Here is a 15,333-nt window from a genome sequence, read left to right as displayed (position 1 = left end):
TTGATATCCAAATGAATTTGTTGCATCCGCGTCACGAAGCGCGATGCGCGCCTCCGCCGATCGCCGAGCTTTTGGACTGAAGCCCGCGTGCAAGGATGACCATGACCAGACCGATGGCCGCCAGCGCCGCCATGACATAATAGCTGTAGAGATCGAGCCAGGCGTACAGATAGCCCGAAGCCAGCGTCATCAGGCCGAGGAACATGCCGTTATAGAAGTAATAGGCGCCCTGGGCCGACGATTCCTGCGTTTCCTGCACCGATGCGACAATGCGGCGCTGAATGCCGGTATGCACGCAGGCGAATGTGCAGGAATGCAGGCATTGCAGCAGGAAATAGCCCAGGAAACCGAAATTGACCGGAAACAGGACCCAGCGCAGGACACAGACGGTCGCCCCGAAGAAAATGAGCGTCCACGCGCTGAAGCGGCGATTCAATGTCTTGGACAGGAAGAAAACCAGCACCTCGGCCGCGACGCCGATACTCCAGAGAACGGCAATTTCCGTGCCGGAAAATCCGAGCTTGCGCCAGTAGATCGAGGCAAAGGTATAGAGCATTGCGTGGCTCGATTGCTGCACCGAGACGCCGATCATAGTGATCAGCAATTGCGGAGAGCGCAGGCTCCCCGTCGGCGACTGCAGGTTGATCGGCTGGTTGCGCCGCCGCGTCGGTCCGATGCGTGGCGAGACCAAGCCCATCAGCATGGTCAGCACAAAGCCCGCGACCATGACGGGAAGCACCATAGTGCCACCCCACATTCCGATCATCTGCCCTCCGAGAAGGGTTGAGACAATGAAGGTGATCGACCCCCAGACCCGCATCGAGCCGTAATCGAAGCCCCAGCGCCTGACGCCGGACATGGCGATGGATTCGACCACCGGCAAATAGGGCGCATAGGTCGCCCCCTGAATGCCGTAGACCAGCAGCACAGGCCAGAATTCACTGGTCCAGTACAGCGCGATCGCCGTGAGCAGCGACAGGCCGCCTGACCAGAACAGCACATCGGCGCGTTCCTTCATATGGTCGGCGAGAACGGCGATAACGGGCGTCACGAGAACGCGCACCACCATCGGCACTGCAATCACGAGACCGATCTCGTGATCGCTGAAATTCAAGCCCGCCAGCCAGACGGGAAAGAATGGCAAGGCAATGCCGTTGACGAACAACGGGGCGCAATAGGACAAAGCAGTGCGCAAGCGGAAATACGGAGGCGCACCCTCACCCTGGAAAGATTTTATCGCGGGAATCATGACAGACCTGAAGGGAACTGATTTGTCCCTATCACTCTATCGGGAGCACGACTATGGCGAGAAGTGGTCGAACTGTAACGTTTCCGAAAAACTTCGGCTCTCCGACCCTTTCCTGGCAGTCAATATTTATGACAGCCTATCACCAAGTTCGTGAACAGCTGCAAAATCACGCTGCCTGAGCGCCCAGCGACTGCGGCAGCTCTTCTATCGACGCGCCGACGGGCTGCGTCTCAAGGATCGTCTGCCAGGTGATCAGCTCGAAGGTGCCGTCCTCATGCTCGGCAATCGCCGTACAGCTTTCCACCCAGTCGCCCGTATTGATGTAGCGCACGCCATCCAGATCCTCGATCACGGCATGGTGGATATGGCCGCAGATCACGCCATCGGCATCGTTGCGCTTTGCTTCCTCCGCAACCACCCGCTGGAATTCGCCGATGAAGTTGACCGCATGCTTGACCTGCAGCTTCGCCCAGGCAGAGAAGGACCAATAGGGCATGTTCAGGCGACGGCGTACCGCCGCAAGGCCGATATTGATGAGGATCGCCATGTCGTAGGCCCAGTCGCCGAGATAGGCGAGCAGGCGGGCGTTGCGAACGACGACGTCGAATTCGTCGCCGTGCAGCACGAGATATTTCTTGCCGTCGGCCGTTTCGTGCATGGCGCGCTGCGCCACTTCGATGCCGCCGAAATGCATGCCGGGGAAATCGCGCAGGAATTCATCGTGATTGCCGGGAATGTAGACGATGCGGGTGCCCTTGCGCGCCTTGCGCAGCAGCTTTTGCACAACGTCATTGCAATCCTGCGGCCAAAACCAATTCCGCTTCAGCCGCCAGCCATCGACGATATCGCCGACCAGATAGATGGTATCGGCCTCGTGATGACGGAGAAAATCGAGTAGAAAATCCGCCTTGGCGGCTTTCGAACCGAGGTGCACGTCAGAAATGAACAATGTGCGAAATCGCCGGGTGTCCATGTTTTCATTCACGAACTCTATGTCCGTGCCCTATCCTAACCTTACCTATTCCAAAACCAGACTCGTGTTTCAGGAAGATGACAAATCCTGTGTCTGGCGGCTCTGCGGGCTGATTCGGACGCTCGTGGCCACAGGCGCGAAACCCACCCGCGCGCCATGAAAATAGTCAGCATAAAGCGGATAGGTGTTTCGCATCGTTTCGCTCTTGTAAGTGACCCGGCGCACGGTCGATCAGGACATTGTCGCGGCAAAAACGCTCAGTGACGTCAATTGCATACTGTGAACCTAAACCGATTGATGTATGCAGGGACTCGAAGCATAGGCCTGGAATGGAGACGCAAGATGGATACGAACGACAATTCGAAAGCAGCCAAGAACATGGCCAGCGGCAATTTCGACGAACAGGCGCTCTATTTCCACCGCTATCCCCGCCCCGGCAAGCTTGAAATTCAGGCGACCAAGCCACTCGGCAACCAGCGCGATCTGGCACTTGCCTATTCCCCGGGCGTTGCCGCCCCCTGCCTCGCGATCCGCGACAACCCGGAAACGGCGGCCGACTATACGTCCCGCGCCAATCTCGTTGCTGTTATCTCGAACGGTTCGGCCGTTCTCGGCCTCGGCAATATCGGCCCTCTCGCCTCCAAGCCGGTCATGGAAGGCAAGGCCGTTCTCTTCAAGAAATTCGCAGGCATCGATGTCTTCGACATCGAAATCGCAGCCCCGACCGTCGACGAGATGGTCAACACCATCTCCGCGCTCGAGCCGACCTTCGGCGGCATCAACCTCGAAGACATCAAGGCGCCGGAGTGCTTCGACGTCGAACGCCGCCTGCGCGAAAAGATGGAAATCCCGGTTTTCCACGACGACCAGCACGGCACAGCCATCATCGTCGCCGCCGCTATCCTCAATGGCCTAGAGCTTGCCGGTAAGAAGATCGAGGACGTCAAGATCGTCGCCTCGGGCGCTGGCGCCGCAGCGCTCGCCTGCCTCAACCTGCTCGTCACTCTCGGCGCCAAGCGCGAGAACATTTGGGTCCACGATATCGAAGGCCTAGTCTACAAGGACCGCAATGTCCTGATGGACGAATGGAAATCCGTCTATGCCCAGGATAGCGACAAGCGCGTGCTTGCCGAATCCATTCCGGGCGCCGACGTTTTCCTCGGCCTGTCTGCCGCCGGCGTTTTGAAGCCGGAGCTTCTCGAACAGATGGCGGAAAAGCCGCTGATCATGGCGCTCGCCAATCCGACGCCGGAAATCATGCCTGACCTCGCCCGCGCTGCGCGCCCTGACGCGATGATCTGCACCGGTCGCTCCGATTTCCCGAACCAGGTGAACAACGTTCTCTGCTTCCCCTATATCTTCCGCGGTGCGCTCGATTGCGGCGCCAAGACGATCAATGAAGAGATGAAGATGGCCGCCGTGCGCGCCATCGCCTCGCTTGCCCGCGAAGAGCCTTCCGACGTCGCTGCCCGCGCCTACACCGGCGAAACGCCGGTCTTCGGCCCCAACTACCTCATTCCTTCGCCCTTCGATCCGCGCCTGATCCTGCGCATTGCGCCGGCCGTGGCGAGAGCCGCCGCCGAGAGCGGCGTGGCGCTGCGTCCGATCAAGGATTTCGACGCCTATATGGACGAGCTCAATCGCTTCGTCTTCCGCTCCGGCTTCATCATGAAGCCGATCTTTGCGGCTGCGAAGATTGCCGAACGCAAGCGCGTCGTCTTCTCCGAAGGTGAAGATGAGCGCGTGCTGCGCGCCGCCCAGGTCCTGCTTGAAGAAGGCACGGCAACGCCGATCCTGATCGGCCGTCCCTCGGTCATCGAGACTCGTCTGAAGCGTTACGGCCTGAAGATCCGGCCGAATACCGATTTCGCTGTTATCAACCCCGAGGACGATCCACGCTTCCGCGAGTATGTCGAGCTCTATTTCTCGCTCGTCGGCCGCGCTGGCGTCATCCCCGAAGCCGCTCGCACGATCGTCCGTACCAACGCAACCGTCATCGGCGCGCTTGCCCTGAAGCGCGGCGAAGCCGATGCCTTGATCTGCGGCCTCGAAGGCCGCTACGAGCGTCATCTGCGCATCGTCCGCCAGATCATCGGCAAACGGCCCGACGTAAGGGATTTCTCGGCGCTCAGCCTGCTCATCTCGCAGCGCGGCGCCACCTTCTACACCGACACCTACGTAACGTTTAACCCGACCGCCGAAGAGATCGCGGAGTCGACCGTGCTTGCGGCGCAGGAAATCAAGCGCTTCGGCATCGAGCCCCGCGCCGCACTCGTCTCGCATTCCAACTTCGGTTCGCGGGAATCGGAAAGTGCTACAAAGATGCGCGAGGCGCTTGCGCTCGTTCGCGACGCGGCACCCGAGCTGGAAGTCGATGGCGAAATGCATGGCGACAGCGCCATCTCCGAGAGCCTGCGCCGTCACGTCATGCCGGACAGCACGCTCACGGGCGAAGCGAACCTGCTCGTTTTCCCCAATCTCGATGCCGCCAACATCACGCTCGGCGTGGTCAAGACCATGACCGACGGCTTGCATGTCGGGCCGATCCTGCTGGGCACGGCCCTTCCGGCCCACATCCTCTCGCCTTCGGTCACATCCCGCGGCGTCGTCAACATGGCGGCTCTCGCTGTGGTCGAGGCGTCGCAGCTCGCTTGAGCCAAGCCTCTTGCGGCCGCCAGATGAGAGCGGCCGCAAGCGACAATTCGGTAGAACCTTCTCGAAATCTGTGCGTTTTGATGGATACGTTGTTAAGCTCCAAAGTGTAGCTTGCAGCAAACCTTAACCGCTTTCGAGAGCAGTATCGTGAATCGCGGCAGACACCTAGTTTCCATCGCCCTGCTGTCCCTGCTGACGGCAACCCCAAGCCTTGCTCAAACCAATCTTTGCGACGAACTGCGCGGCCGCTACGCGAATACCAACGAGGTGATCGGTGCAAGCGATGAAACGCGCCAGCTCTCGCGCGCCATCGTCCAGCAGAATGTGATGATCCGGCGAATGATGACCGATCTGCGCAACCAGGGTTGCGTCGTGGATGACGGCTTCGGCTACGGCGGCGACGACAATAGCGCCGTTTGCGACGATATGAGGATGTCGCTGGACGGTATGCGCCATGACCTTACCCTGCTGATGGACGAACGCGAGCAGAGCACCGGGCGTATCGATGCCGGCGGCTTCGATCGCAATCAATTGCTGGATGCGATGAAAAGAAACGGCTGCAGCCCACCGGCTTCGGCCGCACCGGATATCGTCATCGACACCCGTACGAAGCTCGACGCCTATGCGCCGCAGCAGCAATCCCTGGCGCAACCTGAAAGCTCGATCACGGTTATCGAGAAGCCGAGGCTGCAGAAGAATTCCAGCCTGCAGCAAATGCAGGCGCCCGCGGCAAAGGCACCGCCGGTCGCGCAGGCGCCGCAGCAGTTCCCGCCTGATCGCCCCTATGACCCTTCAGCCAACAAGGTCCGCCAAGTCGGGCCGCAATTCCTTGCGACCGACCAGGGCGGCATAGACCTCAAGCATCCGAAGGCGGCTGGCCCGCAACCGTCGCAATAGGCCGCGGTAGCAGGGAGATGATGATTTCATCTCCCGCTTCCCGCGCAAGATCGCGATAGGATCTGCCGGAAGCATCCCGGACCCCACCGTCAGCACCACGCTCCAGCAGAACCCGCACCGCATCGGCATGGCGATTGACGATCGCAAAACCGAGCGGCGTCATCCAATCGCGATCGGGGCTCGGCTGTCCGCCCGGGCGAAAATCGCCGAAACGCAGGTCCAGCTGCTCCGGATGACTGTTGATGAGATCCGTCAACTGTTCCATCTGACCGAAAGCAGCTGCGGCAAAGATATCGAGCGGATAGGCCTTCAGGAATTCGACCGTTTCCAACTTCCTATTGTAATCTGCCCAACCGATCGCCGGCGCGTAGAAATACGGATCGCGGATGGTGGTATCGGCCCCATGCTCGATCAGCAAACGCGCCATCTCGATATGACCGTGAAGCGCCGCCTCGTGCAGCGGCGTGCGGCTGGTCATTGCGTTCACATCGAGACCCAATGCCAGCATGACACCAACGGCCCGCAGGTTATTGTCGCCGGCGGCCTCGTGCAGCATAGCGGGATGCGCCCGCCGCATCGCTTCGGGAATATCAAGCTCGCGTGCAACGTTCTTTATGTGCTCGACGAGTATTGCCGGATCGTCCGCCTCGTTGCCGGCTCCCTCCTGAATTTTGACGTAGACCCAATCCTCACGTTTCAGACGAACCGCTATAGCTCCCCGCTGAACGAGATATAGTGTGAGATCCTTGTCATCGCCTAGCCGCGCCCATTCGTAAGGCGTCCGCCCATTGACAGGCTTGTTGGCGTCCGCTCCATGCTCCAACAGCAGGCGAACGCGCGAGGCCATACGGTGCTCGAGCGCCCATGCGAGCTGATAGTCGAAGACGGTCTGCGAGTTAGCGACGAATTTGCCGTCCTCACGCACCAGCCAATTGTTCCGATCGGCGGCGGACAGCCCATATTCCAGCAGCAAGTTCAGGCACGTATCGTCAGGTTCGAACATGCGATTATAAAGCGCCTGACTGTCGTTGGCCTCTGCACCGGCTTCCAGCAGCAAACGCGCGAAGGCCTCGCAATCAGGATGCTGTGGCTGGCGCTCCTTGCCCGCCTCGCCTTCACCGAAGACGCCGGTCAAGGCGGTAAACCGATATTGCCCACCATCGAGAAAGTAGGAGTTCACATCAGCCACGCGCCTGACCAGCTCGCGTGCAGCCGGCAGGCTTGATCGGCCAGGAAAGCGCGCATAGGCCGCATACATCAACGGCGACCAGTCATAAGGGCCGCCCTTGCGGTCGAGAAGCTGCGGTTGACGATCGAGCCAACGCCCGACACCATCGGCGTCACCAAGCGCTGCGGCGACATGAATATTCTCGGCGGCAATCTCCGGGTTTGCCTCCAACAGCACCAGCGCTTCTTCAAACCGGGCCGGATCGGCGGCGATGTTGCCGAAGTAGGAAAGTGTCACCAGCGAGAGGAAGCGATTGGCGAGCTGATCTCGCGGAGCGCTCTGGCGATCGCCCGCCTCCAGATGTGCCTTGAGCTTGGTCCAGCTGGAGAAGCCGAATTCACGGGCAAGGACGAGCTGAATGTCCTGCAATCCGACATTGGCAATGTCGGTGAAATAGGGCGCAACGCGGCCTTGCGCCGATGCGTCACCGGATTGAACGGCCTTGAGGAAAGTCTTGGCCTGCTTTTTCAGGGAGTCGAGTGTGGCATTCGCAGCCAAAGAGCGCGTGGTCAAAATAGACCTCCTTCCATTTACGTCCGGTATCCGCGCCCACAGACTGAAAAGAGGTGTGGCAGTCTCGTATTCTATGCTTCAGGTGGGCTTTGCCCTTCCCGCGGATCGGATGCGCCCTGAGAACGGATCACATCTATCGCGCGAGATACCATCTGTCCAGAGGTCACAATTCGAAGATCAGGCCGGCTCGTAGCGCACATAGGCAAACTCATCACCGTTCGGTGACCAGTTGGGCACATTGATCGATCCCTGCCCGCCGAAGAGCTCGAACAGGGTCGTAAGGTTGCCGCCGTCCATATCCATCAGCCGCATGCGAACATTGAGATCGCGCGGGTGATCAAAAACATCGGCATCGTAAGAGATCAGCACGACCTTGTCGTTTTTCGGCGAAGGATGCGCGAACCAGTTGCCGTAATTGTCATCGGTCAGCTGCTGCAATCCGGTGCCATCGGGATGGATGCGCCAGATCTGCATGAGACCCGTGCGGCTGGAATTGAAGTAGATCCACTGCCCGTCGGCGGAGAAATCCGGCCCATCATTGCGGCCCTCGCCATGCGTCAGCCGCGTCTCCTCGCCACCATCGATGGAGATGGTGTAGATATCGAAGACATCATCGCGGATGCCGCAGTAGGAGAAGCGCTGGCCGTCAGGCGACCAGCCGTGCCAATAGGAAGGTAGATTGGTGGTGACCTGCCGCGGCACCCCACCTTCGGCCGGCAAGACGTAAATGCAGGACTTGCCGTACTGCGTCTTGTCCGAGATCGCAATCTGCGACCCATCGGGAGAAATGCCATGATCATTGTTGCATGTGGTTGCGAAGCCGGTGTCGACACGAGCGATCCCGCCGCTGCCATCCAACGGCAGCCGGTAAAGCAGCCCGTCGCCGTTCAAAAGCAGATAGCGGCCGTCAGGCGAATAGTTCGGCGCCTCGATCAGCTGGTCGGTTTGCCAGACCACCCGGTTCGTCCCGGTGCGAATATTATAGATCTCGACCGAGCTGCGCATTCGTCCTCGTCCTGTCTCGGATGCGCGATCAGCGATCGCGGAACCGGTTGGTGATCGGATAACGGCGATCGCGGCCGAAATTCTTCTTGGTGATCTTCACGCCTGGCGCCGACTGGCGACGCTTGTATTCGGCGAGATAGAGCAGATGCTCGATACGATGCACCGTCGCAACGTCATGCCCGCGCGCAACGATCTCCTCAACCGACATTTCCTTTTCCACCAGGCATTCGAGGATATCGTCGAGCACTGGATAGGGTGGCAGCGAATCCTGGTCCGTCTGGTTTGGCCTGAGTTCGGCTGAAGGTGCTTTGTCGATGATGTTATGCGGGATCACCTCGCCCGAGGGGCCGAGCGCGCCCGGCGGCACATGCAGGTTGCGCCAGCGCGACAGCGCATAAACCTGCATCTTGTAGAGATCCTTGATTGGGTTGAAGCCACCGTTCATGTCACCATAGAGCGTGGCGTATCCGACCGACATTTCGGACTTGTTGCCGGTGGTCACTACCATCGAGCCGAACTTGTTGGAGATCGCCATCAGGATGGTGCCGCGAGCACGGCTCTGCAGGTTTTCCTCGGTGATGCCGCTTTCAGTGCCTTCAAACAGATCGGACAAGGCCGAGGTGAAGCCGGTGACAGGATCCTCGATCGGAACGATATCGTAACGGCAGCCGAGCGCCTTGGCGCAGTCCGCTGCATCCTTCAGCGAATCCTGCGACGTGTATCTGTAGGGTAGCATGACCGCGCGCACGCGCTCCTCGCCGAGCGCGTCGACGGCGATTGCGGCGCAGATCGCAGAATCGATGCCGCCGGAAAGGCCGAGCACGACCGACTTGAAGCCGTTCTTGTTCACATAGTCGCGGAAGCCCAGCAGGCATGCTCGATAGTCGGCCTCCTCACCTTCCGGAATATGCGCCATCGGCCCTTCGGCGCAGTGCCAGCCATCGCCGTTCTTCTTCCAGGTGGTGACCGCCAGTGCCGTCTCGAACTGGCTCATCTGGAAGGCCAGCGTCTTATCCGCATTGAAGCCGAAGCTCGCGCCATCGAAAACCAGCTCATCCTGGCCGCCGACCTGCGCCGCGAAAATCAGCGGCAGACCGGATTCGATCACCTGCCGCAGCGCGACCTGATGGCGGATATCGACCTTGCCGCGATAGTAGGGCGAACCATTCGGGACCAGCAGAATTTCCGCCCCGCTTTCAGCCAGCGTTTCGCAGATGCCGAGATCGTTCCAGATTTCCTCGCAGATCGGAATGCCGATGCGGACGCCGCGGAAATTGACAGGCCCGGCAATCGTTCCCTCATCGAAAACCCGCTTCTCGTCGAATTCGCCGTAGTTCGGCAGGTCGACCTTATCCCGGATGAAGATAACCTTGCCGCCATCGAGCACGGCCACGGAATTATAGCGGCCGGTATCGTCCTGCCGCGGAAAGCCTATAACGACGCCCGGCCCGCCATCGGCAGTATCGGCGGCAAGGCTTTCGACCGCTTTCCAGCAGGTGCGCAGGAAGGCAGGCTTCAGCACCAGATCCTCCGGCGGATAGCCTGAAATAAACAGCTCCGTCAGCAACACGATATCGGCACCCTCGCGCGCCGCTTCGGCCCGCGCCTCGCGCGCTTTGGCGAGGTTGCCGGAGACGTCTCCGACCGTCGGATTGAGCTGCGCAACCGCGATGCGGATCGTGTGGGTGATTTGGCTTTGCTCTGTCATGCCATACATTTAGCGGTGGCATCCTGCTTCCGCAACCGCCTTCCTCTGCCTCCGGACATCAAAGATCGTGCCACACATTCTCAGCCGACGGCACATCCAGCGACTCCATGAGCGATCGGCTCTGAAACTCTTCTGCCGTTGCATTTCCACCTATTGGTCGAATAGTTGCTTTCAACGCCATCACGCCCCCTGGAGCCCCCCATGCACAGCCTCCCCAACTTTGCTCATCTGCATTTCAACAAGACTTCCGAGGAACTCGGCGATATCGAGAAGCGCGTTCTGAGAAAGGCGCATGAGCGCAAGATCATATCCACGGATGTCAACGCGGCGCTCTCGGCAGACGCGTCGACCGGACAGCGCCTCGCAGACAGCATCGCCCGCGTCGGCGGCTCTTGGTCCTTTATTATCTGCTTCCTGCTGTTTCTCGTATTCTGGTGTGTCGTCAACACCGTCCTTCTCGCCACCGGCGCCTTCGATCCCTACCCCTTCATTTTTCTCAACCTCGTTCTTTCCATGCTCGCCGCCATCCAGGCGCCGATCATCATGATGTCGCAGAACAGACAGGCAGAGCGGGATCGCTTCGAAGCCACCAAGGATTATGAGGTCAATCTCAAGGCGGAGCTCGAAGTTCTGTCGCTACACCAGAAGATCGACATGCAGGTGCTGACCGAGCTTGCATTGGTGCGGGAGGAAATCTCCCGGCTTAACAAGCTGGTAGCAGAAAAGGGCGACGCCTGAGGCTCATTGAAAACCCGAGCCGACGGCTGCTAAAGCCTGCCGCCCAAAACTGTGCAGCGGTCTTGCGACAACGACATGCGCAAAATCAAAGACCTAAAGCGCGCGAAGCGAATCTGAAAGATCGCGCTGCACTTTAAGGTCGTCCCTGCCCGTATTGCGGCAAGCCATCGGTGATCTCGTAATAATCGCCCTTGTCGGCGCAATAGATATGATAGGCGATCTCAAGACCGGTTGGCCGATCGAAGAGCCCCGCCATAACGGAGATTTCCTCGGCACCATCCGCCTGCCAGAACAAGGCGGAACCGCAGGTCTTGCAGAAGCCGCGGCGGGCAAATGCGCTGGCGCGATACCAAGTGACAGACGCCTCCCCTTCAACAACGAGCTTGTCTGTCGCCACATTGGCTGCGGCGTAATAGAGTCCGGTTTGCTTGCGGCATTGTGAGCAATGGCAGGCAACAACCTCGCGCGGTCTGTCGCTTGTCTTGAAGCGCACGCTGCCGCAAAGGCAGGCGCCGGAATGTTCTTCGTTCATGATCGCTCCCTCTCATCGAAGGAAATTTTTCCAAGAACCATCTCCGGGTCAATCTCAAAGAAATGAAGCAACTTTCAACTGGATTGATCATATCGGACAAAGCAAACGGGCCGGCTTTCGCCGGCCCGTCAATTGCATGACAGCTTAGCTGTACCCGATATCAGCCGTGGGCGCGCAGACGCTTCTCGTCGCGGCCGCCCTTCATCCGCTCGGCGAGCAGGAAGGCAAGTTCCAGTGCCTGGTCGGCATTGAGACGCGGGTCGCAATGAGTGTGGTAGCGATCCTGCAGGTCCTCGGCGCCGACGGCGCGAGCACCACCCGTGCACTCGGTCACGTCCTTGCCGGTCATCTCGATATGGATGCCGCCCGGATGCGTACCCTCGGCACGATGGATCTGGAAGAAGCTCTCGACTTCCGACAGGATCCGCTCGAACGGACGGGTCTTGTAGTTGTTGAGCGTGATCGTGTTCCCGTGCATCGGATCGCAGGACCACACGACCTTGCGGCCTTCCTTCTCGACAGCGCGGATGAGGCGCGGCAGGTTGTCGGCAACCTTGTCATGGCCGAAACGGCAGATCAGCGTCAGGCGGCCCGCCTCGTTTTCCGGGTTCAGAATATCGATCAGATTGATGAGGTCGTCGGCCTGCAGCGAAGGACCGCACTTCAACCCGATCGGGTTCTTGATGCCGCGGAAATATTCGACGTGGGCATGGTCCGCCTGGCGCGTACGGTCGCCGATCCAGAGCATGTGGCCCGAGGTCGCGTACCAGTCGCCCGAGGTGGAGTCGATGCGGGTGAACGCCTCTTCGTAGCCGAGCAGCAGTGCCTCATGGCTGGTGAAGAAATCGGTTTCGCGCAGGCTCGCATTGCTCTCGGCGGTGATGCCGATCGCGCGCATGAAATCCATGGTCTCGCCGATACGGTCTGCGAGCTTGCGGTAACGCTCGCCCTGCGGGCTATCCTTGACGAAGCCGAGCATCCACTTCTGCACATTTTCGAGGTTGGCATAGCCACCCATCGCGAAGGCGCGCAGCAGGTTCAGCGTCGCGGCAGACTGGCGGTAAGCCATCAGCTGGCGCTCGGGATTGGGAATGCGCGACTCCTCGTTGAAGTCGATACCGTTGATGATATCGCCGCGGTAGCTCGGCAGCGAGATGCCGTTCTGCGTTTCGATATTCGACGAGCGGGGCTTGGCGAACTGGCCGGCGATGCGGCCGACCTTGACGACCGGCAGCTGCGCGCCGAATGTCAGCACCACGGCCATTTGCAGGAAGGCGCGGAAGAAATCGCGGATCGTATCGGCACCGTGCTCGGCAAAGCTCTCGGCGCAATCGCCACCCTGCAGCAGGAAGCCGTTACCTTCGGCAACATTGGCCAGATGGGCCTTGAGACGGCGGGCTTCGCCGGCAAAAACCAGCGGCGGATAGCTTGCGAGCTGGGCTTCGGTCTCTGCAAGCGCTGCCTTGTCCGGAAAATCCGGCACCTGCTGGATCGGTTTCTGCCGCCAACTGCTGGGTGTCCAATTCTGTGCCATATCACTCACCTGCTTGCGCGCCCGGTCCTGGCCGGGCGTCCCGTCGTCGTAAATAACGCGCGCTTATAAACCTTTGCCGCCCGCTTGCAAAGGCAGGCGAACTACTGCGCTGATCTTTTGTGGCACGAGCGGAAACTGCGCCAGTCAGGCGCATTACACGCGCTCGCCGTTGCGGATGCGGTAGCTTGGCGAATACATCGTCACCAATTCTTCCGCGGCCGTCGGATGCACCGCCATGGTCCTGTCGAAATCGTCCTTCGTGCAGCCAGCCTTCACGGAAATGCCGAGCAACTGCGCCATCTCGCCGGCATCGTGGCCGAGAATGTGGGCGCCGACCACCTTGCGATCGGCCGCGTTGACGATCAGCTTCATGATCATCTTTTCGATGTGGCCCGAAAGCGTCGCCTTCATCGGGCGGAATTGGGCGCGATAGACTTCGAGCTCCGGATAGCGCTTGGCAGCGTCTTCTTCCGTCAGGCCCACCGTACCGATTTCCGGCTGCGAGAAGACAGCCGTCGGAATGAGGTCGTGGTCCGGCCGCGTGGGATTGTTCTTATAGACGGTCTCGATGAAGCACATGGCCTCGTGGATCGCGACCGGCGTCAGCTGTACCCGGTCGGTGACGTCGCCAAGCGCATAAATGTTCGGCACGGAGGTGCGGGAATAGGCGTCGACGATGACGGCGCCATGCTCATTCGTTGCAACGCCTGCGGCTTGCAGCCCGAGATTTTCGGTATTGGGCGTGCGGCCGAGCGCCAGCATGACGGTATCGACACGCAGAACCTTGTCGTTCTTCGTCCGCACGGTAAGGCCGCCGTCCACCTTTTCGACGCTCGAGATGATGTCCTGGCAGAGAATGTGAATGCCCTTCTCTTCCATTGCCTCATGCAGTCCCTTGCGCAGGTCCTGATCGAAGCGAGACAGGATCTCGGCGCCACGATAGATCAGCGTGGTCTCGACCCCGAGGCCATGGAAGATATTGGCAAATTCGACCGCGATGTAGCCGCCGCCGGCGATCAGGATCGACTTCGGCAACTCTTCCAGATGGAAAGCCTCATTCGAGGATATGCAGAACTCGTGCCCCGGCAACGCCGTATGCAGGTTCGGCCGACCGCCGGTCGCGACAACGATGGTTTCCGCCGTGACGGTCTGTCCGGTCTTCAAAAGCTTGACCGTATGAGCATCCACCAGCTCCGCACGCGTGTCTAAGATCTCAGCCTTGGCATTGTCCAGACCCTTGCGATAGAGGCCTTCGAGCCGCGCAATTTCCTTGTCCTTTGCCGCGATTAGTTTCTTCCAGTCGAATGTGCTTTCGCCGACCGTCCAGCCGTAGCCGGCCGCATCCTCGAAATGCTCGCTATACTGCGAGGCGTAAACGAAGAGCTTCTTCGGTACGCAGCCACGAATGACACAGGTGCCGCCATAGCGATATTCTTCGGCAATACCGACCTTCTTGCCAAGCGACGCCGCGACGCGGGCGCTGCGTACGCCGCCGGAGCCGCCGCCAATCACGAAAAGGTCGAAATCAAACGAAGGCATGAACGGCTCCTTTGGAAATGAAACGAGCGCGACGCGCGCATTGGGGGTCGGCATTCATATAGGAAGCCGAGATGCAAAAAGAAAAGCCCGGAATGTCGTCCGGGCTTTGAATCTGTGGCTGCTAGCTGTGCGCTTAAAACGTGAAACTCGCCTCAAGCACGACAGTACCAACGAATTGCTAAATATTACTTCTTTGCTGCCGGTTGCGTCGCAGCACCTGTCGGTTGCGCTGCAGCGCCGGCATCCGGCGCGATAACCGGCTGCTTGACGACCTTCTGCAGCGCATCGTTGCTCTGCTTGGCGAGGTCGCGCGAAACGCCCTGGCTCCAGATGTCGGCAGCTTTATACAGTTCGCGGGTTGCCAGCGGGCCGTCCTTCAGAAGCTTCTTGCCGGCCGCCGAACCGTAGAAATCGGCAATTGCCTTCAGCTCTTCGGCCGAAAACGCCTTGGCGTAGGTCACGGCGGCTTCGCGCTCGAGATCCGCACGACGCGGTGCAAGCGCCAGCGCCGTAGCGTCGACGGTTGAATTGATCGCATCGCCGAAATTCGGGTTAGCCTGGATCATCGTGCTCTTCAGCTGCTCAGCCAGATTCGGGAGGATATTGTCGAACTGGTTGGTGATGCCAAGCGCATTGATCGCAGCACGCGCAGCCTTGATCTGGTCCTCGGAAACTTCCTGCGCGCTCGCAGAACCGAAAGCGATGCCCGAGAGAAGAATGGTTGCAGCGGCAAAACGGCCAAGACCCGCTAGTTTGATCATG

At 59.7% G+C, this 15,333-nt stretch carries 12 protein-coding genes; 3 read left to right on the top strand and 9 right to left on the bottom strand.

Features of this window, described 5'->3' with window-relative positions; translation table 11 throughout:
• Positions 1-31: 31 nt before the first annotated feature.
• Entirely contained in the window at positions 32-1,249 is a 1,218-nt protein-coding gene (locus tag GGD46_RS12100) for an MFS transporter (protein WP_184704039.1), read from the bottom strand.
• Positions 1,250-1,415: 166 nt separating this feature from the next.
• Positions 1,416-2,222 (bottom strand): UDP-2,3-diacylglucosamine diphosphatase, encoded by an 807-nt coding sequence (locus tag GGD46_RS12095; RefSeq protein ID WP_184704022.1) that lies wholly within the window; start codon positions 2,220-2,222, stop codon positions 1,416-1,418.
• Between the two features lie 342 nt (positions 2,223-2,564).
• Between GGD46_RS12095 and GGD46_RS12090 the strand changes: the two genes are divergently transcribed.
• Complete coding sequence (locus GGD46_RS12090) at positions 2,565-4,877, top strand: NADP-dependent malic enzyme (RefSeq protein WP_184704020.1); 2,313 nt, start codon at positions 2,565-2,567, stop codon at positions 4,875-4,877.
• A 147-nt stretch (positions 4,878-5,024) separates the two neighbouring features.
• The gene (locus GGD46_RS12085) at positions 5,025-5,774 is read left to right on the top strand and encodes a hypothetical protein (RefSeq protein ID WP_184704017.1); all 750 of its coding nucleotides are present in this window, start codon (positions 5,025-5,027) and stop codon (positions 5,772-5,774) included.
• Here GGD46_RS12085 and GGD46_RS12080 read toward each other — a convergent pair.
• The 3 genes from GGD46_RS12080 to GGD46_RS12070 all read right to left on the bottom strand — a co-directional run bounded on the left by GGD46_RS12080 (position 5,734) and on the right by GGD46_RS12070 (position 10,228).
• Positions 5,734-7,515, bottom strand: a complete 1,782-nt coding sequence (locus GGD46_RS12080; protein WP_184704015.1) for an ankyrin repeat domain-containing protein — start codon at positions 7,513-7,515, stop codon at positions 5,734-5,736. The genes GGD46_RS12085 and GGD46_RS12080 overlap by 41 nt on opposite strands.
• 177 nt (positions 7,516-7,692) lie before the next feature.
• Positions 7,693-8,520, bottom strand: a complete 828-nt coding sequence (locus tag GGD46_RS12075) for a PD40 domain-containing protein (RefSeq protein WP_184704013.1) — start codon at positions 8,518-8,520, stop codon at positions 7,693-7,695.
• A 28-nt stretch (positions 8,521-8,548) separates the two neighbouring features.
• Positions 8,549-10,228: an NAD+ synthase gene (locus GGD46_RS12070; protein ID WP_184704270.1), complete on the bottom strand. Its 1,680-nt coding sequence runs from the start codon at positions 10,226-10,228 to the stop codon at positions 8,549-8,551.
• 201 nt (positions 10,229-10,429) lie between these two features.
• Between GGD46_RS12070 and GGD46_RS12065 the strand changes: the two genes are divergently transcribed.
• Entirely contained in the window at positions 10,430-10,966 is a 537-nt protein-coding gene (locus tag GGD46_RS12065; RefSeq protein ID WP_184704011.1) for a DUF1003 domain-containing protein, read from the top strand.
• 133 nt (positions 10,967-11,099) lie between these two features.
• On the opposite strand, the gene GGD46_RS12060 is transcribed toward GGD46_RS12065, so the two are convergent.
• The 4 genes from GGD46_RS12060 to GGD46_RS12045 all read right to left on the bottom strand — a co-directional run bounded on the left by GGD46_RS12060 (position 11,100) and on the right by GGD46_RS12045 (position 15,332).
• On the bottom strand, positions 11,100-11,498 hold the full coding sequence (locus GGD46_RS12060; protein ID WP_184704009.1) for a GFA family protein: 399 nt from the start codon (positions 11,496-11,498) through the stop codon (positions 11,100-11,102).
• A 160-nt stretch (positions 11,499-11,658) separates the two neighbouring features.
• A complete protein-coding gene (locus GGD46_RS12055; RefSeq protein ID WP_184704007.1) occupies positions 11,659-13,032 on the bottom strand; it encodes a class II 3-deoxy-7-phosphoheptulonate synthase in 1,374 nt (457 codons plus the stop codon).
• Positions 13,033-13,185: 153 nt separating this feature from the next.
• Positions 13,186-14,571 carry a glutathione-disulfide reductase gene (gene gor / locus GGD46_RS12050; RefSeq protein WP_184704005.1) on the bottom strand — a complete coding sequence of 462 codons (1,386 nt, stop codon included), beginning with the start codon at positions 14,569-14,571 and terminating at the stop codon, positions 13,186-13,188.
• A 185-nt stretch (positions 14,572-14,756) separates the two neighbouring features.
• Complete coding sequence (locus tag GGD46_RS12045) at positions 14,757-15,332, bottom strand: DUF2059 domain-containing protein (protein ID WP_184704003.1); 576 nt, start codon at positions 15,330-15,332, stop codon at positions 14,757-14,759.
• Position 15,333 lies beyond the last annotated feature (1 nt).

Origin of the sequence: Martinezella lusitana, from assembly GCF_014207095.1 — a bacterium.
GTDB lineage: Bacteria > Pseudomonadota > Alphaproteobacteria > Rhizobiales > Rhizobiaceae > Rhizobium > Rhizobium lusitanum_B.
Note: the sequence above shows the minus strand (reverse complement) of the source record. Positions and strands in the feature narration are given on the sequence as shown.

Bases quoted from the DNA above. Each gene is read 5' to 3' on its own strand.
- GGD46_RS12100 (WP_184704039.1), bottom strand. From the start codon at position 1,249: ATGATTCCCGCGATAAAATCTTTCCAGGGTGAGGGTGCGCCTCCGTAT.
- GGD46_RS12095 (WP_184704022.1), bottom strand. From the start codon at position 2,222: ATGGACACCCGGCGATTTCGCACATTGTTCATTTCTGACGTGCACCTC.
- GGD46_RS12090 (WP_184704020.1), top strand. From the start codon at position 2,565: ATGGATACGAACGACAATTCGAAAGCAGCCAAGAACATGGCCAGCGGC.
- GGD46_RS12075 (WP_184704013.1), bottom strand. From the start codon at position 8,520: ATGCGCAGCTCGGTCGAGATCTATAATATTCGCACCGGGACGAACCGG.
- GGD46_RS12070 (WP_184704270.1), bottom strand. From the start codon at position 10,228: ATGACAGAGCAAAGCCAAATCACCCACACGATCCGCATCGCGGTTGCG.
- GGD46_RS12065 (WP_184704011.1), top strand. From the start codon at position 10,430: ATGCACAGCCTCCCCAACTTTGCTCATCTGCATTTCAACAAGACTTCC.
- GGD46_RS12060 (WP_184704009.1), bottom strand. From the start codon at position 11,498: ATGAACGAAGAACATTCCGGCGCCTGCCTTTGCGGCAGCGTGCGCTTC.
- GGD46_RS12055 (WP_184704007.1), bottom strand. From the start codon at position 13,032: ATGGCACAGAATTGGACACCCAGCAGTTGGCGGCAGAAACCGATCCAG.
- gor (WP_184704005.1), bottom strand. From the start codon at position 14,571: ATGCCTTCGTTTGATTTCGACCTTTTCGTGATTGGCGGCGGCTCCGGC.
- GGD46_RS12045 (WP_184704003.1), bottom strand. From the start codon at position 15,332: ATGATCAAACTAGCGGGTCTTGGCCGTTTTGCCGCTGCAACCATTCTT.